10 protein-coding genes are annotated in these 23,245 nt (G+C 47.5%); 9 read left to right on the top strand and 1 reads right to left on the bottom strand.

Annotation, left to right across the window (positions count from 1 at the left end; all coding sequences use genetic code 11):
* Positions 1–6 precede the first annotated feature (6 nt).
* Positions 7–4,101, bottom strand: a complete 4,095-nt coding sequence (locus NIAKO_RS12055) for a hybrid sensor histidine kinase/response regulator transcription factor (RefSeq protein WP_014218698.1) — start codon at positions 4,099–4,101, stop codon at positions 7–9.
* 177 nt (positions 4,102–4,278) lie between these two features.
* On the opposite strand from NIAKO_RS12055, the gene xyl3A reads away from it, so the two are divergent.
* The 9 genes from xyl3A (at position 4,279) to NIAKO_RS12010 (ending at position 23,237) form a co-directional block, all read left to right on the top strand.
* The gene (gene xyl3A, locus NIAKO_RS12050) at positions 4,279–6,879 is read left to right on the top strand and encodes a xylan 1,4-beta-xylosidase (protein WP_014218697.1); all 2,601 of its coding nucleotides are present in this window, start codon (positions 4,279–4,281) and stop codon (positions 6,877–6,879) included.
* 32 nt (positions 6,880–6,911) lie between these two features.
* Positions 6,912–7,748 (top strand): sialate O-acetylesterase, encoded by an 837-nt coding sequence (locus NIAKO_RS12045; protein WP_014218696.1) that lies wholly within the window; start codon positions 6,912–6,914, stop codon positions 7,746–7,748.
* Positions 7,749–7,796: 48 nt separating this feature from the next.
* On the top strand, positions 7,797–9,329 hold the full coding sequence (locus NIAKO_RS12040; protein ID WP_014218695.1) for an alpha-L-arabinofuranosidase C-terminal domain-containing protein: 1,533 nt from the start codon (positions 7,797–7,799) through the stop codon (positions 9,327–9,329).
* A gap of 27 nt (positions 9,330–9,356) precedes the next feature.
* Positions 9,357–11,279: an alpha/beta hydrolase-fold protein gene (locus tag NIAKO_RS12035; RefSeq protein WP_014218694.1), complete on the top strand. Its 1,923-nt coding sequence runs from the start codon at positions 9,357–9,359 to the stop codon at positions 11,277–11,279.
* Positions 11,280–11,306: 27 nt separating this feature from the next.
* On the top strand, positions 11,307–13,817 hold the full coding sequence (locus tag NIAKO_RS12030) for a glycoside hydrolase family 9 protein (RefSeq protein WP_014218693.1): 2,511 nt from the start codon (positions 11,307–11,309) through the stop codon (positions 13,815–13,817).
* An 11-nt stretch (positions 13,818–13,828) separates the two neighbouring features.
* Entirely contained in the window at positions 13,829–15,166 is a 1,338-nt protein-coding gene (locus NIAKO_RS12025) for a family 43 glycosylhydrolase (RefSeq protein WP_014218692.1), read from the top strand.
* Between the two features lie 320 nt (positions 15,167–15,486).
* Complete coding sequence (locus NIAKO_RS12020; RefSeq protein ID WP_014218691.1) at positions 15,487–18,633, top strand: SusC/RagA family TonB-linked outer membrane protein; 3,147 nt, start codon at positions 15,487–15,489, stop codon at positions 18,631–18,633.
* 12 nt (positions 18,634–18,645) lie between these two features.
* A complete protein-coding gene (locus NIAKO_RS12015; protein WP_014218690.1) occupies positions 18,646–20,460 on the top strand; it encodes a RagB/SusD family nutrient uptake outer membrane protein in 1,815 nt (604 codons plus the stop codon).
* Between the two features lie 44 nt (positions 20,461–20,504).
* Positions 20,505–23,237, top strand: a complete 2,733-nt coding sequence (locus NIAKO_RS12010) for a SusC/RagA family TonB-linked outer membrane protein (protein ID WP_014218689.1) — start codon at positions 20,505–20,507, stop codon at positions 23,235–23,237.
* The last annotated feature ends 8 nt before the right edge of the window (positions 23,238–23,245 follow it).

The following is a 23,245-nucleotide window of genomic DNA, read 5'->3' as shown; positions in this document are numbered from 1 at the left end:
AGTTTATTAACTGTTATCGTTGGGGGTTGCTTTCCTGAATTTTGCAATGTATTCCGAAGGCAGCATGTTATATTGGCCTTTGAACGATTTGGCAAAATAATTAGAGGTGGTAAAGCCAACCTGGTATGAGATCTCTGAAATGGTCATAGTGCTTTTTTCCATCAATAAGGCAGCCTTGTTCAAACGGAAAGAACGGATATATTCTACCGGTGTTTGACCGGTCAGTTCCAGCAGTTTGGCATATAAAGTGCTTCTGCTCATCCTGCACTGTTTGCTTAAGCTCTCTACAGACAATTGCGGATTGGTAAGATTGTCTTCAAGATAAGTGGCGATTTCAGTCAATAGTTTTTCATCCGCAGATTCTATTACCGGTTCAGCAGCCTGGATCTTTATCTGCTTCGTATAGGTGCTTTGCATAGTGTTCTTTAAATGAAGCAGGTTCTTTATTTTGGCATTTAATACTTCAAAATTGAAAGGCTTGGTAATATAATCATTGGCGCCTGTTTCCAGTCCTTTCAATTGCTGTTCCTGGCCAGTCATGGCCGTGAGCAGGATCACCGGGATATGACTCGTTCTTTTATCGGATTTTATCTTTTTAATAAGTTCTATTCCATCCATTTCAGGCATACTTATATCGCTTACGATCAGTTGCGGATGGGTGGATAATGCTTTTTGCCATCCTTCTTTGCCGTTCGCGGCCTCTATTACTTTATATTTATCCCGGAGGTTGTCTTTCAGGTAAAACCTGAAATCATCATTGTCCTCCACCAGCAGTACCGAAAGCGCATCGTTCATGGGGTTATCTTCCTGCGTGTGGGATGAACCGTTCAGGGCATTGTTTACAAACTCCGGTTCTGATTTCATCACCGGTTGTTCGGCAATAACGGTTTCATGGGCGCGTTTAAGCGGCACCTGTATAGTGAAGGCACATCCTTTTCCCGGCTCGCTTTCTACCCTTATGTTCCCGCCATGCAACCGGATGAACTCTTTCGTGATGGACAACCCAATGCCGGTGCCCTGGTTAAGTATAGCTGTGCTGGTGTCGTTTTGAAAAAAACGGTCAAAGATCATATCTTTTTTATCCCTGGGAATGCCAATGCCCGTATCTGTTACATTGATGTAAACCCAGGTATATTCCTGGTCATCCGAGCTTTCTGCCTTCTGGAGGTCAACAGTGATCTGGCCGCCGGCTAAAGTAAATTTGAAAGCATTGGATAATAAATTGAAAAGGATCCGTTCCATTTTATCCCCGTCAAAATAAGCATCCAGCCGGTCGATGCAGGTTTTGAAGGTGAACCGGATATGTTTTCTTTCCGACATATCCCTGAAAGATTCCGACACTTCCTTTAAAAAGGAAACAAACTCGCCTTTCGATACCTGTAATTTCAATTCATGCTCTTCCAGCTTTCTGAAGTCGAGCAATTGATTCACCAGGTTCAGCAGCCTTCTCGCATTCCGCCTGATCATACTTAGTTTTTCCAATTTTCCGGCGTTTCCTTCACCTTCGATCAATTGGTCTACCGGCCCCATGATCAATGAGATGGGCGTTCTGAAATCATGACTCAGGTTGGTGAGGAATTTCAGCTTCATCCGGTCCAGTTCCTGTATCCGTTTAACTTCCTGCCGTTCCTGTTCCAAAGCGAACTTCTTTCTTAACCTGGTTATACCTCTGTACCTGCTGTACAGGAGCAAGGTGGCAATGGCAAGTGCATAAAATATATAGGCATAAGTGGTGCGCCAGAAAGGCGGTTTTACAAATATGCTTATAGTAGTGTCTTTTGTGCTCCAGATGCCATCATTGTTGCTGGCCTTTACCCTGAAAGTATATTCACCGGGGTCAAGGTTGGTATAAGAGGCCATGTTGGCGGCGCCTACATAGTTCCAGTCTTTATCAAAGCCATCCAGTTTATAAGCGTAGTGGTTTTGCTTGGGAATGGTATAGTTGAGGGCTACAAAACCCAGCGCAAAATTTTGTTTGTAATTCAGGTGTATTTCGCTGGCTATTGAAATATGCTCTTTAATGGGGGCATCGTTGGCGGCCGCAACCAATTTGTTGGAGATCTTCAGATCGGTTAAAATTACCTGCGGCACATTGCGGTTAACCGTAAGCCGGTCGGGATAAAAATGATTGAACCCATCCCAACCGCCAAAAAGCAATTCGCCATCTGTTAAGCGCAGGCCAACACCGCGAATGAAATTCGAATTCTGAAGGCCGTTCAGGTGAGTGAAGTTGCGGAAACTTTTTGTTTCCGTGTCAAACCTGCTTATACCGGTATTGGTAGATAACCATAATTTACCTGTTGCGTCCTCCACAATTTCATACACCATGGTGTTTTGCAGTCCGTCTTTTTCTGAGAAAAAGGTGAACAGGTGTTTGTTCGCATCAAAGGCAGCCAGCCCGCTAAACGTACCGATCCACATTTTTCCTTTGCTATCGCGGTGCAGACAGTGTATTTTATTGCTCGGTAACTGGCTGTTCTCCTGGGTGTAAATAGTCCATTTACCAGTTGCGGGTTCAAATACTGCAATACCGCCGCCATGGGTGCCAATCCAGATATTGCCATCGGCGTCTTCCTCAAAGGCCCTGATATAACCATTAATGGGCAGCCGCGTTACCCCGTTGCCCAGTGGAAAATACCGGGCAATTACCCGCTCATTCTTCATTACAATAATTCCATCACCATTGGTGCCTATCCACACATTGCCTTTACTGTCTTCAAATAAACTGAAAATGTCGTTACTGGTAAGATCGTTGGGGCCCGGCCCTTTTAAAAATTGTTTATAGGCGCCTGTCTGCAGGTCGGTAATGATCACGCCCCGGGCAAAAGTGCCAATATATAATTTATTGTTTCGCGTTGGCTGCAGCGCCAGCACCGACAGGGAATTGGCCGGGATGTTTTTCAGCGGAAGGCTCACAGGATAAACCTGTTCTTTTGTATGATCGTATGCATATAAACCGTTGCCATTTGTTCCCAGCAACACCTGGCCGTTCTTATTTTCGGCCAGGGCCATAATAACGGCGGTATTGGTCCTGTTTTCCTGGAAACTGCTATTTAATGTAAGGTTGAACAGGTTCAGGTTTTTGTCATATTTGCAAACACCGCCCTGGTAAGTGCCCACCCAATAAATGCCGTGTTTATCTATATATATACACCGCACTGCATTGCTGCTTAAACTTTGATGGTTGCGGTTCTCATGGGTAAAAACAGCGCAGCTATCCGCCTGTATATTGTAAACGTACAACCCGCTGAAGCTGCCTATCCATAAAAAGCCCTGGCCGTCGCCGGCTAAATAATTAATTTCGGTGCCGTGTAAATACCTGTTATGAATAAACCCCGATCCATCCGGCTTCAATCTGCTTAACCCGGTTGTAGTTCCCACCCAGATATTACCCCATTTGTCTTCCGTAACAGCTTTTATCTTGTTGGTGGGCAAACTGGAAGGGTCTGTTTTGATGTTTTCATACAGCCTGAACCTGTTTGTTTGAACGTTATACAGGAAAAGGCCGTTATCGCTTACGATCCACAACCGTTGTTTACTGTCTTCATAAATAGAAAGCAGGGTTGTTTTTACCGGCCGGCCGGCCTCATCGCGCAGCTGTTGTTTTGAAATGGTTTGCGTTTCCGGATCAAGCATATACAATCCTGCATATTGCGCGATCCATATTCTGCCCCGGTAATCACTGCAAATGCCCCGGATCACATCGCTGCCCGAGAGGGTAGGCGTTCCCGTTCTTACCGGGTAATGTACAAACTGGTCTTTTTTGCGGTCGTACAGGCTGAGGCCGCCACCGCTGGTGCCGATCCATAAATTACCCGATCTGTCTTCATGTAAGGCAAGCACTTCGTTGGTGCGCAGGCTGGTGCTGTCGCCCGGAATATAGCGGTATACTGTAAAATTGGTCCCATCAAATTTATTCAAACCGTCATCAGTGGCAAACCACATAAGCCCATAGCGGTCTTTTAAAATAGCATTCACCGAATTGGATAACAAACCGTCCCGGGTAGAAAGCGAAGTAAAATTGATTTGCCCGGTTTGGGCGTGGGTATTGAGGTAAGTGATTAACAGGTAACTTAAAAATATATAAATATATTTTCGCATGTCTTGCAATCGTTTTGGTAATTTAATAGAATGTCGCCCCGGGATCGAACAAAATTGCTAAGAATTCCTTCAAAGTTGGCAATTACCCCGTTAGCGACAGGGCTAAATTTGATTTAAATGTACGACTGACGTTTTTGATTTCCGTACAAAAATTTGACTGCCTAAAACGATGCTGCCATGCGAATAACTTTCCTTTTGACTGCAGTAGCGGGATTAATTTTTTCTACATCCAGCTTTGCACAAAAACTGCCTTATCAGAACCCGGATCTGTCTTCAGAAGAAAGGGCCAAAGATCTGATAACCCGGTTGACCCTGGAAGAAAAAGCCTCCCTGATGTTCGATCAGTCCCCGGCAATACCCCGGCTGGGCATCAAAAAATTCAATTGGTGGAGCGAGGCCTTACATGGCCTGGCCAATAACGATAAGGTGACGGTTTTCCCGGAACCCGTTGGCATGGCGGCCTCCTTCGACGATACGCTGGTATATAAGATCTTTGATGCCACGTCCGATGAAGTGCGGGCCAAATACCATGATGCCATCAGGAATGGGAAAGAAAACCGGCGCTTTTTGAGTTTGTCGGTTTGGACGCCCAATATCAACATCTTCCGCGATCCCCGCTGGGGCCGTGGCCAGGAAACCTATGGCGAAGATCCTTACCTCACTTCGCGTATGGGCGTTGCAGTAGTGAAAGGCTTGCAGGGGCCTGCCGATGCCAGATACCGGAAATTACTGGCCTGCGCCAAGCACTTTGCCGTACACTCAGGTCCTGAATGGAGCAGGCACACATTAAACCTGTACCAGGTAAGGCCCCGCGACCTGTACGAAACTTACCTGCCTGCATTCAAATCACTGGTAATGGAGGCCGATGTGCGCCAGGTAATGTGCGCTTACCAGCGGCTGGATGACGAGCCTTGTTGCGGCAACAACCGGTTGTTGCAAACCATCCTGCGCGACAATTGGGGGTTTAAACACGTGGTGGTTTCAGACTGTGGCGCCATCACTGATTTTTTTACCAGTCATAAAGTTTCGTCCGATGCCGTGCATGCTTCTGCCAAAGGCGCGTTGGCGGGCACCGATGTGGAATGTGTGTGGGAAGGCTATGCATTTAAAAACCTGCCCGAAGCTGTGTCGAGAGGATTGATCACCGAAAAAGAAATTGACAAACACCTGCTGCGCGTATTGGCAGGGCGTTTCGATCTGGGCGAAATGGATGACGATGCGGTAGTGCCCTGGGCTGCCATTCCCATGTCGGTAGTCAACAACGAAGCGCATAGAAAACTGGCCCTGGATATGGCGCAGGAATCGATGACCCTGCTGCAGAACAGGAACAATATCCTTCCTTTAAAAAGAAATGCAAAAAAGATAGCTGTAATTGGGCCCAATGCCGATAACGATCCTGTGCTTTGGGGCAATTATAATGGCAGGCCGGTTAGAACCATCAATATTGTGAGTGGCATCCGCGCTAAAATGCCGCCCGATGGCGTGTTGTATGATAAAGCATGCGACCTGGTAGAGAACAAGGTAACACAAAGCTATTTTTCACAATGTTCCTTCAACGGTAAAAAAGGGTTTAAAGCCACGTACTGGAACAACCGCGAAATGAAAGGTGATCCGGTTATTACCGAACAAATAGCCAATCCCTTAAAACTAACCACTGCAGGCCAGCATGAATTTGCCTCGGGCGTTCAGCTGGAGAATTTTTCTGCTTTATATGAAACGGAGTTTGTTGCTGCCGGCACCGAAGAGATCGTGTTTAAATGCGGTGCTACCGGTTCCATGCAATTATATGTAAACGGAGAAATGGTAAGAAGGACCAATAACTGGCGCACCCTGCTTTCAAGAGTTCCCTTCAAAGTAGAGAGTGGCAAAAAATATAAAATAGAAGTACGCTTTGCCCAGTTGAACAACTGGCAGGCAAATATTGAATTTGATTTTGGTAAGGAAGTAGACATCGACTTTAGCGGCCTCATCAGTAAACTAAAAGGAATTGATGAAGTGGTATTTGTTGGTGGCCTTTCCACCTTGCTCGAAGGCGAGGAAATGCCCGTATCATACCCCGGGTTTAAAGGCGGCGATCGTACCGATATTCAATTGCCCGAAGTGCAGCGCAATTGTTTAAAAGCATTAAAAGCCGCAGGAAAAAAGGTAATTTTTGTCAATTGCTCGGGCTCGGCCATCGGGTTTGTGCCTGAAACGGAAAGCTGCGATGCCATTCTGCAGGCCTGGTATGGCGGCGAATCGGGCGGGCAGGCGGTGGCCGATGTACTGTTTGGCGATTACAATCCTTCGGGTAAACTGCCCGTTACCTTTTACAAGGATACCACGCAACTGGCCGGTTTTGAAGATTATTCCCTGAAGGGAAGGACCTACCGCTTTATGAGTGATCCGCTTTTCCCATTTGGTTTCGGTTTAAGTTATACCACCTTCTCAATTGGTACTGCACAACTCAGCAAAACAAACATCAGCAATAGTGAAAGCATTGAGCTATCCATCCCGGTTACCAATACCGGCAAACGCAACGGCACCGAGATTGTACAGGTATATGTACGCAAAACCGGTGATAGCGACGGACCGTTGAAAACTATGCGGGGATTTAAAAGGATAGCCATTCCGGCGGGGAAAACCACAACGGCGGTTATCAACCTGCCGCCTGCAGCCTTTGAGTTTTATGATGAAAAATTCGGGAAAATGACAGTAGCGGCTGGTGAGTATGAGTTGTTATATGGAAACAGTTCGGCAGAGAAAGACCTGAAGACAGTAAAGATCTCCATCAAATAATATTTATTATGATGACCTTAAAAATGCATGCAATGAAAATAAAGCGTGGGCTGATCGCAGGATTGGCATTGCTCTTAATGAATAATAAAACTTTTTCGCAGGATAAAAACTTTTACATCTTCCTGTGCTTTGGCCAGTCTAATATGGAAGGCAACGCAAAATTTGAACCGCAGGATACCACCGTCGATAAACGCTTTCAGGTATTGGAAGCCGTTGATTGCGCCAACCTGGGCCGGACAAAAGGACATTGGTATACCGCCGCACCGCCATTAAGCCGGTGCAAAACGGGGTTAACGCCGGGCGATTATTTTGGAAGAACGCTGATCGCCAACCTGCCTGAAAAGGTGAGGGTAGGCGTGATCAACGTATCGGTAGGCGGCTGCAAAATAGAATTGTTCGATAAAGATAATTATCAGTCGTATGTGGCAACGGCGCCAAACTGGATGACCGGAATGATCAATGAATACGATGGCAATCCTTACGGCCGGTTGGTTGAACTGGCAAAAACGGCGCAGAAAGACGGAGTTATCAAAGGCATTTTGTTGCACCAGGGTGAATCGAATACGAATGATACGTTATGGCCGCAAAAAGTAAAAAAGGTATATGAGAACCTGCTTAAAGACCTCGATCTTAAAGCCGGGTCAGTACCGCTGCTGGCCGGCGAGGTAGTGCATGCCGACCAGGGCGGAGTTTGCGCCAGTATGAACAACATCATTGACAAACTGCCGCTCACCATTCCCAGCGCCCATGTTATTTCATCCAGTGGTTGCGCCGATGCCGCCGATAACCTGCACTTCACGGCCGAAGGGTACCGGGAACTGGGCAGGCGCTATGCAGTAAAAATGCTTTCATTGCTGGGTACGGAATGAGCATAATACCGTAAATATGATAAATACCATTATAAAAACCTGTCTCGCATGAAAAAAACACTTTTCACTGTATTGATTGTTTTGCCAACCTGGTTGGCTGCACAAAACGCCACAATAAAAATTGATATAGAAAGAAGCATTGGCGACATCGATCCCAGGATCTACGGGGTGTTTATGGAACCTATTCATTTCAGCGGCAAAAGGTTTGGTCTGCCCGATTCTGTACAATTCAATACGTTGTATGGAACTTTATACGATCCGTCTTCGCCGCTGGCAGATGAGAACGGCTTTAAGAAAAATTACCTGGAAGCGATGAGGGAATTAAAGATCACCAATATGCGCTGGCCGGGTGGAAATTTTTTAATGGGCTATAACTGGCAGGACGGGATTGGCCCCAAAGACCAGCGTCCGGCCCGCATTAACCTGGCATGGGGCGGAACAGATAACAATCATGTGGGTACGGATGAATGGATGGCATTGAACAAGGCAATAGGAAGTGAAAATGTGGTATGTGTTAACCTGGGACTCGGCGATATCAAAGATGCTGTTTACTGGCTGGAATACTGCAACTATCCGGGGGGCACTTATTATTCGGACCTCCGTGCCAAAAACGGACATGCAGCACCATACCACGTTGCCTTGTGGGACCTTGGTAATGAAGTAGACGGTTATCCGTGGGAACTGGGTTACAAAACGGCTGAGGATTATGTAAAGACCGGAAGGGAAGCCGCTAAAGCCATGAAGTCGGTCGACAGCAGCATCAAACTCGTTGCATCCGGTTCTTCTTATTACGAACCAACAGGAATATGGATAGACTGGAACCGCAAAGTGCTGGAGGGGCTGGGCGATAAGATCGATTATTTATCCATCCACCGGTATTGGGAAAGGTCCGATGATTATTATGCCTACATGGGGCAGAGTGCGATGGATTTTGAAGAAAAGATAAAAGTGCCGGCAGCGCAAATTGAAACAGCACGGGTAAAGAACGGTTTCAAAAAGCCAATCTATCTTTCGGCAGACGAGTGGGGGCTTATGGCCCGCAATACCTTATCGGTACTTCCGGTTGCACAATGTTTTAATTCATTCCTGCGCCATGCCGATGTGGTGAAGATGGCGGATTTTACCATGCTTACCTCGCTGCTGGGCAGTGACACAAAGAAAGGAACGTTTAAAACGCCCTTGTTTTATATTTTCAAAGCATACTCCAACAACTGCCGGGGCATTTCCATAGATACCCATGTTTCCTGCGACACATTCAACACGCAAAAGTTCAGCGGCATTCCTTACCTGGATGTTACCACTACCTACGCGAAAGAGACAAACACCGTTTTTATCAATGTGGTGAACCGCCACAAAGACAAAGCGGTCACGGTTGATATTGTAACCACTTCAGGAAACTTTTCCGGCAAAGCGGAAGCCAGTTTTATTGCAGGTGCTTCCCTGAACGAAGTATATGAATTCGACAAACAGGATCAATATGTGCCCGTTAAAAAAATGGTAGACGTAAAGGGAAAACAGCTTACCTATACGTTTCCGCCCCATTCCTTTACGCAGATCAAAACAGGTATTACCCTAAAATAATTAATTAAATTTTATCAGGTTTATCGTATGAAACAAATATTGTTTGCCATAGCCATCCTCTTCCTGGGCGGTTCAACAGCCTCTTCGCAGGAGCTGATTAAACAGGCGCCTCCCGGATTCGATTCACTGCGTGCGGCAATCCCACATGGAAAAATAGATACCATCAGCTATGCTTCAAAAACAGTGGGCGCTACCCGAAGAGCAATCATTTATACACCTCCCGGGTTTTCAAAAAAGAAAAAGTACCCGGTCTTATACCTGCTGCATGGCATAGGCGGTGATGAGAAGGAATGGTTGAATGGCGGAAAGCCGCAATTGATCCTGGATAATTTGTATGCCGAAGGTAAGTTGGTGCCCATGATAGTAGTAATGCCCAATGGACGGGCCATGAAAGACGACCGCGCCACCGGTAACATCATGGCGCCTGATAAAGTGCAGGCATTCGCCGATTTTGAAAAGGACCTGCTCAACGATCTGATCCCTTTTATTGAAAAGAAATACCCGGTATTGACCGATAGAGAGCACCGTGCCATTGCAGGATTGTCAATGGGTGGCGGGCAATCGTTGAATTTTGGGTTAGGTAACCTTGACAAATTTGCCTGGGTGGGTGGTTTTTCTTCCGCTCCCAATACCAAAACGCCGGAACAACTGGTACCCGATCCGGAGGCAGCAAAAAAACAATTGAAGCTGCTCTGGATCTCCTGCGGCGATAACGACCGGCTTATCACTTTCAGCAAACGTACCCACGATTACCTGTATGAGCACAATGTGCCGCATATCTATTATATAGAACCGGGGGTTCATGATTTCAAGGTTTGGAAAAACGGGCTGTATATGTTTTCCCAATTCCTGTTTAAACCGGTGGATCCTTCCATCTTTATGAAATACACCGTGTTGGGAACGCCTGCTGCTACAAACGTACGATCGGCCGGTTATCCGCAGATCCTGCCCGACAACCGCGTTGTTTTTCGCGTAAAAGCGCCCAACGCGCAAAAAGTGCAGGTAGACCTGGTGAAGAAGTATGACCTGGTAAAAGATACCGGCGGCTACTGGGGTGTTACTACCGATTCCATTAGCGAAGGATTTCATTATTATTCTTTGTTGATAGACGGCGTTGCCCTGGCCGACCCGGCCAGTGAAACGTTCTATGGCATGGGCCGGATGGCCAGTGGCATAGAGATCCCTTTTCGTGGTGGCGGTTATTATGCAGTGAAGGATGTGCCGCATGGCGATTTAAGAATAAAGAGATATTATTCTGCAACTACCAATACCTGGCGCCGGCTGTTTTTGTATACCCCGCCCGGTTATGATGCAACTACCAATGAAAAATACCCGGTGTTATACCTGTTGCATGGTGGCGGTGAAGATGAAAGCGGTTGGGCTACACAGGGAAGAACCGATCTTATTTTGGATAACCTGATCGCAGAAAAAAAAGCAAAGCCCATGCTGGTAGTTATGATGGATGGGAATTTCAGCACCGGCCTCGCAGGATTTAATGAACAGGCGTTAAAAGCGTTTGAAAGCGAGTTAAAGCAAAGTGTTATACCGTTTATTGAACAAAACTACCGCGCAGCTACCGATGCGGCTGACCGAGCCCTGGCCGGCTTATCGATGGGTGGTTTGCAAACCCTGTATGCCGGAATAAAAAATACCAACCTGTTTGCTTACCTGGGCGTTTTCAGCTCTGGCTGGTGGAATAACCAGCCTGCCCTGGCCGGCCCGCAATATGAGTTCATGAAAGACAATGCGGCTACCATCAACAACAACCTGAAGCGATTCTGGATCGCTATGGGCGGCAAAGAAGATATTGCTTATAACAACTGCAGGATCATGCTTTCGAAGTTTGATGAAATGAACATAAAATACCAGTACAGTGAATATCCGGGCGGACATACCTGGCCGGTATGGCGGAACAACCTGTACAATTTTGCGCAGGAGTTGTTTAAATGAACATTAGCTGAATAAACTTATTACAAGATGAAATTTTTTTCCACTTTCTTATGTTTGTTGGTATCGGCCATTTCGTTTGGGCAAAAACTGCAACTGAACGATTCTGCCTATTTTGAAACCCGCGGCGTAAATGTTTTTGTTTTTAACAGCCAGTACAACGGCATGTTCTTCGACGAAAAAACCGCCGGTATTGAATTGATCCAACACGGCGTAAGAACTGCAACAGGCGGCGCCATCCGGTTACAAAATACCCCGGAACAATGGGACCTGGTTCCTGCGATGGTCGATAGAAAAGTTGACCGGCAAAAGAACAGCGTAGAGGTAACATTGCGGTACGATGAATTTGCCTTTACCTCCAGGATAAACGTCACGCCCAAAGACAATGGCGTTGAGATCAACGTGTACCTCGATAAACCCCTTCCCGCAAAACTGGAAGGGAAAGCAGGCTTTAACCTGGAGTTTTTACCCACTGCCTATTTTGAAAAAAGCTACCTGGCCGATGGGAAGGCGGGCAGCTTTCCCTTATATCCGGCCAGTTCAACCATAATACAGAATGCAGATAATAAAATACCGCAGTTTGCCGGGCACAATACATTTGATGACCGGGGCCGGAATGAGTTCATAGTACCGGAGCCATTGGCCACCGGTAAAACCATTGTACTGGCGCCAGAAGACGCAGAAAGACTGGTAACCATACAATCGGCCGATGCGCCACTGATGCTTTTTGACGGCCGTAACCTGGCCCAGAACGGCTGGTTCATTGTGCGCAGCCTGCTGCCTGCAGGAAAAACCGGCAAAGTGCTTACCTGGTACCTGGAGCCCAATGCCATCCCCAACTGGAAACGGAAACCCATGATCGCTTTTTCGCAAGTTGGTTACCAGCCGGCGCAGGATAAAGTGTCGGTAATTGAACTCGACAAAAACGATGCACCATTACCAACCGCTTCTCTTTTTCAACTCACCGCCAATGGAACGCCGGTAGAAAAATTAAAGGATGAAATAAAACCCTGGGGACAATACCTGCGCTATAACTATGTACAATTCGACTTCAGTACGGTAAAAGAGCCTGGCCTGTACTTTATCCAATATGGCGATCAAAAAACAAATGTATTTACAATAGGGCAGGAGATCTATAAAGACAGCTGGCATCCCACGCTGGATGTATGGTTTCCCGTGCAAATGGACCACATGCAGGTAAACGAAGCGTACCGGGTTTGGCATGGTGTTCCGTTTTTAGACGATGCCCTGCAGGCGCCGGTAAACCACCAGCATTTCGATGGCTACCGCATGGGCCCTGTTACCGATACAAAATACAAATCGTACGAGCGTATACCCGGCCTGGCAGTAGGCGGTTGGTTCGATGCGGGTGATTTCGACATCCAGACCGGCTCGCATAACAGCGCCATTTTAAGCTTTGTAGACGCCTGGGAGAAATTAAAGCTAACGCGCGATGAAACCTATATAGACCAGGCAACGCGATATGTGGATATTCATCGTCCTGATGGAAAGCCTGACCTGTTACAACAAATTGAACACGGCTCACTGAACCTGGTAGCGCAGGTAAAAAATATCGGTCACCCGGTACGGGGTATTGTGGTGCCCAACCTGCATCAATACCATCACCTGGGCGACGCCTCCACCGAAACCGATAACCTGCCTTATAACCCGGCGTTGAAACCTTATCAAAGCGATGGACGCACCAGTGGCACAAAAGACGACCGGTGGGCCTTTACCAATCGTAATTCCTTTCTCGACTATCATACTGCGGCGGCCCTGGCAGCCGCATACCGCGCATTGAAAGGATACAACGATACTTTATCTCGCCAATGTTTAGGGTATGCCCGGCAATTGTGGAATGAGGATGCCCGGCAACCTGCGGGCAACGATACTGGATTTTTGGCCGCTTTCAGAAGAAATACGCAGATAGCAGCAGCCCTGCAATTATTTATATCTACAAAAGAAGAACAATACGCCACCAGTTTCAAAGAGATGATCTTTCCAACGCTCGACAGATCGTTGCAGTTTGGCATGACCGTAGCCTTGCAGGCAATTCCTTATATGGACACGGATTATCAAAACAGAATGCGTGCATACGTGGTGAAGTTCAAGGCCATGAGCGATGAGTACAACAGGCAAAACCCGTATGGGGTGCCTATGACCGCAAGGGGGTGGGGTGGCAACAGCGCCATCATCAACTGGGCAATAAGCTGTTATTATGCACATAACTTTTTTCCTGACCTCATCGGTAGGGAGTACGTGTACAAAGGGCTCAACTATATCTTTGGGTGCCATCCTTATCACAACCTGTCATTTGTTTCAGCAGTAGGTACGCGCTCTAAAAGAGTAACCTACGGCAACAACAGGGCCGACTTCAGTTATATTGCCGGTGGGGTAGTGCCCGGCTTGCTGGTGCTGCATCCCGATTTTCCGGAGAACAAGGAAGACTGGCCTTTTTTATGGGGCGAAAACGAAGTGGTGATCGATATCTGCGCTTCCTATATTTTTTTATCAGCCGCTGTAAACGACTGGAACCAATAAATAAACCCGCTATGCGAAAATATATTTTAATAGTATGCCTGTACGCACTGTTCGCCGGTGGTGTGCAGGCGCAAAATCCACTCATCCGCAACCAGTACAGCGCCGATCCTTCGGCCCGGGTATTTGGCGATCGGGTATATGTGTATCCCTCTCATGACATCCTGGCCACAGAAGGACGTGGCCGGGTGGGTTGGTTTTGTATGGAAGACTACCATGTGTTCTCCTCGGCCAACCTTACCGACTGGACGGACCATGGCATGATCGTTCAACAGAACAACGTGCCCTGGGTTAAGCCAAACAGTTATAGCATGTGGGCGCCCGATTGCATTTACCGCAATGGAAAGTATTATTTCTATTTTCCCAGCACCCCAAAAGATACCAGTTATGCCCGCGGGTTTACCGTGGGCGTGGCCATTGCCGATAAACCCGAAGGTCCGTTTGTTCCGCAGCCGGCGCCCATCCTGCATGTGCGGGGCATCGATCCCAATGTATTTATCGATAAAGACGGGCAGGCTTACCTGTACTGGTCGCAGGGAAATATTTATGCAGCAAAACTGAAAGAAAATATGGTTGAGCTTGCATCCGACCCGGTGGTATTAGGCGAATTGCCGAACAAAGGATTGAAGGAAGGTCCGTACCTGTTTGAACGCAACGGCACTTATTACCTTACCTATCCGCATGTGGAAAACAAGATCGAACGGCTGGAGTACGCGACCGGGAATAACCCGCTTGGTCCTTTTAAAGTAACCGGAGTTATTATGGACGAGTCGCCCACCGGCTGCTGGACCAATCATCATTCTATTATACAGTTTAAAGATCAATGGTACCTGTTTTATCATCATAACGATTATTCACCCGCATTCGATAAAGCCAGGTCCATCAGGGCCGACAGCCTTTTTTTTAATGCCGACGGCACTATACAAAAAGTAACCCCTACCTACAGGGGAATAGGCGTTACAAAAGCAAATGCCCAGATCCAGCTCGACCGGTACACCCGTTTAAGCGATAAAGGCGCCTCCATTGCTTTTTTGGATACCGCCAGCAAATTCCAGGGCTGGAAAACAGTGCTGGAAACAACCGGCGCCTGGGTACAATACAACAGTGTGGACTTTGGGAAAAAGAAGCCCGGGTCGGTTACGGTAAGAGTGCTTGCTGCGGCGGGCGGCAGCCTGCAGATCCGGGTACAGGGCATTGACGGACCTGTGCTGGCAGAGATCCCGGTTACTGCCGGCAATGACTGGCAACTCACAAAAGTGTCTTTACTACATTTTAAACCAGGTTTGCAGAACCTGTTTGTTATCTCAAAGGATAACAATCAAATAGCCATTGACTGGACAAGTTTTGAATAGTGTAGATCTGTTCATTGAACATTTGAACGAAGAGTTTACACAAATGAGCCCTTGCTTTTTTTATTGCTTACTTAATTTTGAATTAACGATTGTACAAATTTTCCGGAATTGACAATTGTTAGCTGCTAACGATCATAATGCCAAAACTAATTTTTAACCATTAACTGCTGCTATATGAAAAAAGTAACCTGAACATCACTTCACATCGTTTTTTAATTACTACTTCACATTCATTAAAGGTGTAAAACACGCTGAGCTGGCCTGGCACAATGCTGCTGCCGGGGCCAGACGGACTTCTATTTAATACTTTAAACTACGATATGAAAAATCATAACCGGGACAATTCGTTCCGCAGGGTTTGCATTGTCCTGAAATGCCTGCTGGCGATAACCCTGAATCTCCTGGCGGTCACCGGTGCAACGGCCAACGGTAAAAATGCAAACGACCGGTTTTCACTGATTATAACGGGAAAGATAACAGATGATAAAGGTGTTCCCCTCGGTGAGGTCACCATCGCTGAAAAAGGCGCCAATAATATCACGATGTCGAAAGAAGATGGCACGTTCACCATCACTGTTTCAAATGAAAAGGCCGTATTGTTTATTTCGCATGTAGGCTACATAGGACAGGAAATTTTTGTGAAAGGCCGCAAACGGATCGAGGTCCGGTTAGTGCTTGCTTCGCTTTCAATGGACAGTACCATTGTGGTTGGTTATGGCCGGCAGAAAAAGCAAAGCCTGGTAGGCGCCATTACCCAGGTAAAAGGAGATGTATTGCAAAGAGCAGGTGGCGTATCGAGCCTTGGCGCTGCCTTAACAGGCAATTTACCCGGCGTAATAACCGTTGCCACGCAGGGAACGCCGGGCGGTGAAGACCCGAAGATCTACATCCGGGGACAGAGCACCTGGAATAACAGCGATCCGCTGATTCTGGTTGACGGCATCGAACGCCCCATGAACAGCGTTGACATTGGTTCTGTTGAAACCATCTCTGTGTTGAAAGATGCGTCTGCTACAGCCGTTTTTGGCGTGAAAGGCGCCAACGGGGTGATCCTGATCACCACGAAACGTGGCCGCGAAGGCAAAGCTGAAATTCGTTTTACCGGCAACGCTACCGTGAAAGCGCCTTCCAAACTGGCCAGTAAATACGATGCCTATGACGCCATAAAAGTGCGTGACCAGGCTATTGAACGGGAATTAGGTATTTCTCCTTCCTCGTGGTACAGCTATGTGCCCTATGCCGAACTGGATAAATACCGGCATCCCGCAAACCAGGCCGAAGCGGAACGTTACCCAAACATCGACTGGCAGGACCAGTTGGTAAAGAAGCACGTAATGTCTTACAACGGCAGTCTGAATATCTCAGGCGGTTCGCCGTTGGTGAAATACTTTACCGCAGTAGATTATTTGCATGAAGGCGATATCATTAAAAAGATAGACAACGGAAAATCATATAAGCCCGGGTATGGTTTCGACCGCGTGAATGCCCGTACCAACCTGGATTTCAACCTGACGAAATCTACCGTGCTCTCCGCTAATTTAGCCGGTTCATACGGGGTAAAACAGGATGCGTATGGCCAGGACAGTTGGGAATACCGCATCTGGCAAAGTATTTATAACAACGCCCCCGATCTGTATTACCCCCGGTATTCAGATGGCGGCTGGGGGTACTTCCCACTCGAAACCGTATCTACCATCAATTCACTGGCGGTAATGGGTAATAATGGGGTACGCAAAACAACCACTACCCGCATCACCACCGATTTTACCTTACGGCAGGACCTGAGCGCGATCCTGAAAGGACTGGCTGCAAAGGGAACGCTTTCTTTCGATAATTCATTCGTATCACAGGGCGGCATTTACGACAATGGCAATATTCAACAGGAATATATTGACCCGGTTACCGGCGAAAAAAAATACAGCCAGTATCTGGGCACCAATCAGTTCGACTGGATCCCGCCCCGCTGGAATCCCAACGTGGATGCCGTACAGGACGCATCTACCTACCGCAAATTGTTCTACCAGTTACAGGTAGACTATGCCCGCCGGTTTGGCAAACATGATGTAACAGCCATGGGTATGTTCAGCCGCGACAAATATGCTACGGGCAGCGAGTTTGAACATTTCCGCGAAGACTGGGTAAGCAGGGTTACCTACAATTATGACGGCAGGTATTTTGCCGAATTCAATGGCGCCTATAACGGGTCGGAGAAATTTGGTCCCAACTACCGGTTTGCATTTTTTCCTTCCGCCGCCGCAGGCTGGATGATCAGCAACGAAAAGTTTATGCAGAAACACACCTTTTTAAATACGTTGAAACTGCGTGCTTCTTATGGGCAGGTGGGAAATGATAATGTGAACGGCCGCTGGCTGTATATGACCAACTGGACCTATGGCGGTAATACCCCATTGGGATCGTCAGCAGGTCAGAACAGTCCGTATAACTGGTGGGCCGAGGCACGCACCAGCGTGGGCAACCCCGATATTCACTGGGAAAAAGTAACCAAGGCCAATTTCGGGCTCGATTATGCCTTATGGAACGGCCTGGTGGCTGGTAGTGTAGAGGTGTTCAACGATTATCGCACCGACATTCTCTTAGCGGGTACTTCCCGTTCGGTGCCTTCTTATTTCGGGGTGCAGCCTGCCACTACCAATGTAGGTAAAGTGCGTAACAAAGGGTATGAGATCGAGCTTAGGCTCAATAAAACGTTGTCCAAAGGGGTAAGGCTGTGGGCAAACTTTGCCATGACGCACGCCAAAGACAGGATCATCGACGCCGAAGACGCCCAGTTGCTTGATGATTATCAGAAGAAGGCGGGGAAATCGATTGGTCAGGCTTATTCCTATGTAAGCAGTGGTTTTTACAATACCTGGGACCAGGTATATGGCAGTACAAAACTGAATACCTACGACAACCAGAAATTACCCGGTAACCTGAATATGGTAGACTACAATGGCGATGGCGTTATCGATAACAAAGATGTTGTGCCTTATGGCTATCCCGAACGCCCGCAGAACACGTACAACGCCACCCTTGGTGTTGAATGGAAGGGCTTCAGCGCCTTCGTGCAGTTCTATGGGGTAAACAACATTAACCGTTACCTGCAACTGGTAAGTTTTTCCGGACAGTATCATTACGACAATGTGTATAAACAAGGCACATACTGGACAAAAGATAATCCCAATGCCCAGGTGCCCATGCCGCGCTATGCCAGCGTAATGCCTTACTATGGCACCACTTATTTATACGACGGATCTTATTTGCGGTTGAAGAATGCAGAGATCGCATACACCTTTAAGCTGTCTCAGTTAAAGCATATCGGTATCAATGCATTCCGGCTTTACGTAAATGGCGATAACCTGATATTATGGACAAAAATGCCCGACGATCGCGAAGTAAGTATGGGCGCAGCCACTGCATACCCCACCATCAGGCGGTTTAATATGGGGTGTAATCTAACTTTTTAAAAAGCTTGCTATATGAAAAGGTATCCACATATAATTATTATCTGTTTGTTTTTGGTGCTAACGGCGCTGGCTGGCTGTACACGTTACCTCGACAGGGCGCCTGCAGCAGATGTTTCTCCAACCGATGCATATATAAACTTTACCAATTTTCAGGGTTTTACCGAAGAACTGTATTCCCTGGTTCCCGAATACACCAGTAAAACCTGGGCCTGTGACTGGATCCTGGGCGACGAGATCATTCACAAGACCGGCGTAACCTGGTTAAATGAGCAATTGGATAATGGTGATTCCTGGTCGTGGACAACCGGCGAATGGATCTCCTGGCTGGATGCACCCAATTATAATCCCGACCCAACCACTGGTTTTGGCAAAGGATTGTGGCCAAACTCGTGGTATGGCATTCATAAAACAAATTTAGGATTGGCCAACCTCGATAAACTCAACGGCACACAGGAAGAAAAAGACCTGATCAAAGGCCAGTTATTGTTTTTCCGGGGCTGGTTTCATTTTCAGTTAATGACGTATTGGGGCGGGCTCCCGTACATAGATACGGTTTTGTCGCCCAGCGCAAAATTAAATTTACCGCGCCTGGGTTACCAGCAGATGGCCGACCGGGTGGCGGCAGACCTTAGGGCGGCAGCGGACCTGTTGCCCGTTAACTGGGATAATACCGATGCCGGCAAAGCGACACTGGGTAAAAATCAACTCCGCATTACGAAAGTAGCTGCGTTGGGTTACCTGGGTAAAAATTATTTGTATGCGGGCAGTCCGTTAATGAACAGGGCGTCAACAGGCAATACAGGATATAATGCTGATTACTGCAAAAAGGCAGCGGATGCATTTGCCGAGCTGTTGAAGTTGGTTGATAGCCGGGCCACCTGGATCAAATTGATTGATTTTGCCCATTACAGCGATCTTTTCTTTACCAATGGGGGAAGTTTCATTCCTGGTTATCCCGAGGCTATCTTTCAGAATCCCGTGTACAGTTCCTGGTTTGCCGGTTGTCCATGGGGGCCAAGCTCCATTTTTGCCGAAGGAAATATCGGCGGAGGATATGCCTCACCGAATGCACGGTTTGTACAAAACTATGGAATGGCCAATGGCCTGCCCATCGATGATCCGCAATCGGGTTACGATCCTGCCAATCCCTGGGTAAACCGCGACCCGCGTTTTTACCACGACATTGTCATCGACAAAGACCAGATCATAAAAGGCTCGGCGCCGGCCGACAAAGAGAAATTCCGCTATGCCAACCTATCGAACAACGGCGCCAGCCGCGATAACTCGGCAATAGGGCGTACCGGTTATTTGCTGCGGAAGCTCACCCCGATGACCGCCAACAACATCGACAATTTCCCCAATAACTATATGCACCTGTCGTATATGCGGCTGGCCGATGTGTACCTGATGTATGCAGAAGCCGTATTACAGGGCTATGGCGCCGCCACCAGCGCCGGACCGAACTATATTACTCCGGAAGACGCACTCAACAAAATAAGGGACCGTTGCGGGGCCGGAAGAGTGGCCGCCAAGTATGTGGCTGATAAGGACAAGTTCATGAGTGAGCTCATAAGGGAACGCGCCATGGAGCTTGGGTTCGAAGAAGAATTCCGCTATAACGACCTGCGCCGCTGGCTGCTTGCCGGGCAACAGCAATACCGGGAAAAAACATCCATAGATTTTGACCGCGATGGCAGTGGCAAACCTATAAATGTAAGAGAAAAAGTATTGGTGACCCGCAAGTTTGAAGATAAGAATTACTGGTTGCCGCTGAAAATAAACGATGTAAACCTTTACCTCACGTTCAGCCAGAACGCCGGCTATTGAGTGCAATTTCTGATTTCGTGATTTAGAGATTTAAAAGAAAAACAATGAAACTAAACATACTAATTGCCATCCTGCTGACCTGGCAGGCAGGCGTGATGGGGCAGGACTCGGTGGTGCATGTGGCATATAAGACCATTGATAAAAAAGACCTGCCCGGTGCGGTTTCCATTTTGAACCCGCGGCAATACCTCGATAAACATTATGGAACCTACCCATTGGAAGGAACAGCAGCATTTATAGGCGGCAATAATTTCTGGAGCCTGGGTTCGCCGCTCGTGCTTATAGACGGTGTGCCCCGTTCCATCAATGATATTACGGCCAATGAAATTGAGCAGATAAGTTTTTTGAAGGGCGCAAATGCCATTGTGTTATACGGAAGCCGGGCGGCAAACGGCGTAATGCTCATCACCACCAAACGCGGCAGGCCAGGCGTGAGCCAGATCAATGTGCGCGCCAATAGCGGTATAACCATGCCCAAATCGTACCCTGATTATTTAGGGTCGGCCGAATATATGCGTTACTATAACCAGGCCTTGCAAAATGATGGCTTGCCCGCATTGTATGCCGACTCTACCATTGCAAATTATGCCGCTCATACCAATCCATACCGTTATCCGGACATAGACTATTTTTCCTCGCAATATGTACGCAAGCTGTATAATACACATTCCGCCAATGCCGAGTTTTCGAGCGGTACCGACCGGGCACGTTTTTATGCCCTGGCCGGTTTTCAAAACCAGAATTCGTTGCTGAATTTTGGTGAAGGCAAAAATGAACACAACACCCGCCTCAACTTGCGCGGTAATATCGACCTTAAACTGAACGATTTCATCAGCACCTATGTAAATGTATCCACGGTTTTTTACACCAACAGAAATGCATTGGGCAATTACTGGCAACGCGCAGACAGCCTGCAACCGCAACGGTTTGCACCGCTTATTCCCATCAGTGCGGTTGCCCCGGGTTCAAAGGATGCACAGGCCCTGATAAAAGGCAGCCGGAATATTTTAGACGGCCGGTATTTGTTCAGCGGCACCCAGCAGTTCCTTACCAATCCCATTACAGATGTATATGCCGCCGGGTATAATAAATTTACCAGCCGCCAGTTCCAGTACACAAACGGGATCGATGTGGACCTTAAAAATGTAACGAAGGGGCTTTCCTTACACGGGCAAATGAGCATCGATTATTCAAATACGTATAACGAGTCTGTCAATAATACCTACGCCATTTATGTTCCCACCTGGAGTAACGGGACGGGTACAGATACGATCACCCAATTGTCGATGTACAATAAAGACAGCAAAACCGGTACGCAGAACCTGAGTAATACCTGGAGTGACCAGTTGATAGATTTCAATGTGCACCTTGACTATGTAAATATTTTTAAGCAGAAACATCATTTGGCTGCCATGCTGATGGCAGACGGGCTGCGGCGCCGGCAAACCGGCGACTTCCAGTACCGCACCAATGCAAACGCCGGAGTGCAGCTGGCATACGATTACGACCATAAATATTATGCTGACCTTAGCGGCGCCGTTGTTAATTCCACGAAGTTGCCGGCTGGCAAACGGGTGGCCTTCTCACCAACTGCCAGCCTCGGCTGGGTGTTGAGCGAAGAAAATTTCCTGAAAGGATCGGATGTGGTAGACCGTTTAAAATTAACGGCCAGTGCAGGTATAGTGAACACCGACCTGGACTTTGACGTTAACAGTTACTATTTATACAACGCCGTTTATTCACCAACCGCTTATTTTTCGTGGGCCGATGGCACTTACACCAACCGCACCACCACCATCTCGCGTGGCGAGAACCTTAACCTGACGTATGCCAAAAGAAAAGAAGTGAACCTGAGTATAGCAGGTTCCCTGTTTAAAAACAAGATCGACTTCCTGGCCAGTTTGTTTTATATTAAAAAAGATGGTATGCCGGTGCAGAGCTATAGCCTGTACCCCGGTTACTTTTTTACCGGTTATCCCCCAACATCCTTTGTGCCTTATACCAACTTCGCTGCCAACCGGTACCAGGGTCTCGACTTCCAGGTAAACTTTCACCAAACGGCGGGAGCGGTTAAACTCTCCATTGGCGCGGCCGGCACTTATGTAACCACCAAAGCCTTAAAACGGGATGAGCTGTTTACCGATGCGTATCGCAATCGCGCGGGTAAACCGGTTGACGCCATCTTTGGACTGAAAAGCCAGGGCCTGTTTGCGAATCAGAACGAGATAGATAACCACGGAATGCAAAAATTCGGAACGGTAAAACCTGGCGACATCAGGTATGCAGATCAAAATGGCGATAACGTAATTGATGAAAGAGATGAGGTGATGATCGGCCGTTGGGGCAGCCCTTTTACCGGCGGGATAAACGTTACGGCGCAATGGAAAGATCTTACCCTGTTTGTGTTGGGCACAGGATCGTTTGGTGGAACAGGCATCAGGAGCGGCGATTATTACTGGGTAACCGGCGCCGCCAAATATTCTGCAGTGGTGCGCGATGCCAACTATCCGCGTTTAACTACCCTGGGCAGCGGTAACAACTTCAGGTATTCTGATTTCTGGACCTATAGCACAGACCGCATCAATATTTCCAAAGTGCAGTTAACCTGGTCATTTCCGAAAAGTTTATTAAAGAACGCCTTTGTAAAGGGAATGAACATCTACGTTAGCGGCAGCGATCTGCTCACCATTGCCAAAAACAGGGCTATCCTGGAATTGAACATTGGTTCCCTGCCGCAAACACGCTTTTACAATTTTGGGATAAAAGGAGAATTCTAGGGTTTTAC

The sequence above is a fragment of the Niastella koreensis GR20-10 genome (assembly GCF_000246855.1).
GTDB lineage: Bacteria > Bacteroidota > Bacteroidia > Chitinophagales > Chitinophagaceae > Niastella > Niastella koreensis.
The sequence above is the reverse complement of the archived record's forward strand: the minus strand, read 5'-3'. Positions and strand labels throughout refer to the sequence as shown.

Bases quoted from the DNA above. Each gene is read 5' to 3' on its own strand.
- NIAKO_RS12025 (WP_014218692.1), top strand. From the start codon at position 13,829: ATGCGAAAATATATTTTAATAGTATGCCTGTACGCACTGTTCGCCGGT.
- NIAKO_RS12030 (WP_014218693.1), top strand. From the start codon at position 11,307: ATGAAATTTTTTTCCACTTTCTTATGTTTGTTGGTATCGGCCATTTCG.
- NIAKO_RS12010 (WP_014218689.1), top strand. From the start codon at position 20,505: ATGAAACTAAACATACTAATTGCCATCCTGCTGACCTGGCAGGCAGGC.
- NIAKO_RS12020 (WP_014218691.1), top strand. From the start codon at position 15,487: ATGAAAAATCATAACCGGGACAATTCGTTCCGCAGGGTTTGCATTGTC.
- NIAKO_RS12045 (WP_014218696.1), top strand. From the start codon at position 6,912: ATGAAAATAAAGCGTGGGCTGATCGCAGGATTGGCATTGCTCTTAATG.
- NIAKO_RS12035 (WP_014218694.1), top strand. From the start codon at position 9,357: ATGAAACAAATATTGTTTGCCATAGCCATCCTCTTCCTGGGCGGTTCA.
- NIAKO_RS12040 (WP_014218695.1), top strand. From the start codon at position 7,797: ATGAAAAAAACACTTTTCACTGTATTGATTGTTTTGCCAACCTGGTTG.
- NIAKO_RS12055 (WP_014218698.1), bottom strand. From the start codon at position 4,101: ATGCGAAAATATATTTATATATTTTTAAGTTACCTGTTAATCACTTAC.
- xyl3A (WP_014218697.1), top strand. From the start codon at position 4,279: ATGCGAATAACTTTCCTTTTGACTGCAGTAGCGGGATTAATTTTTTCT.
- NIAKO_RS12015 (WP_014218690.1), top strand. From the start codon at position 18,646: ATGAAAAGGTATCCACATATAATTATTATCTGTTTGTTTTTGGTGCTA.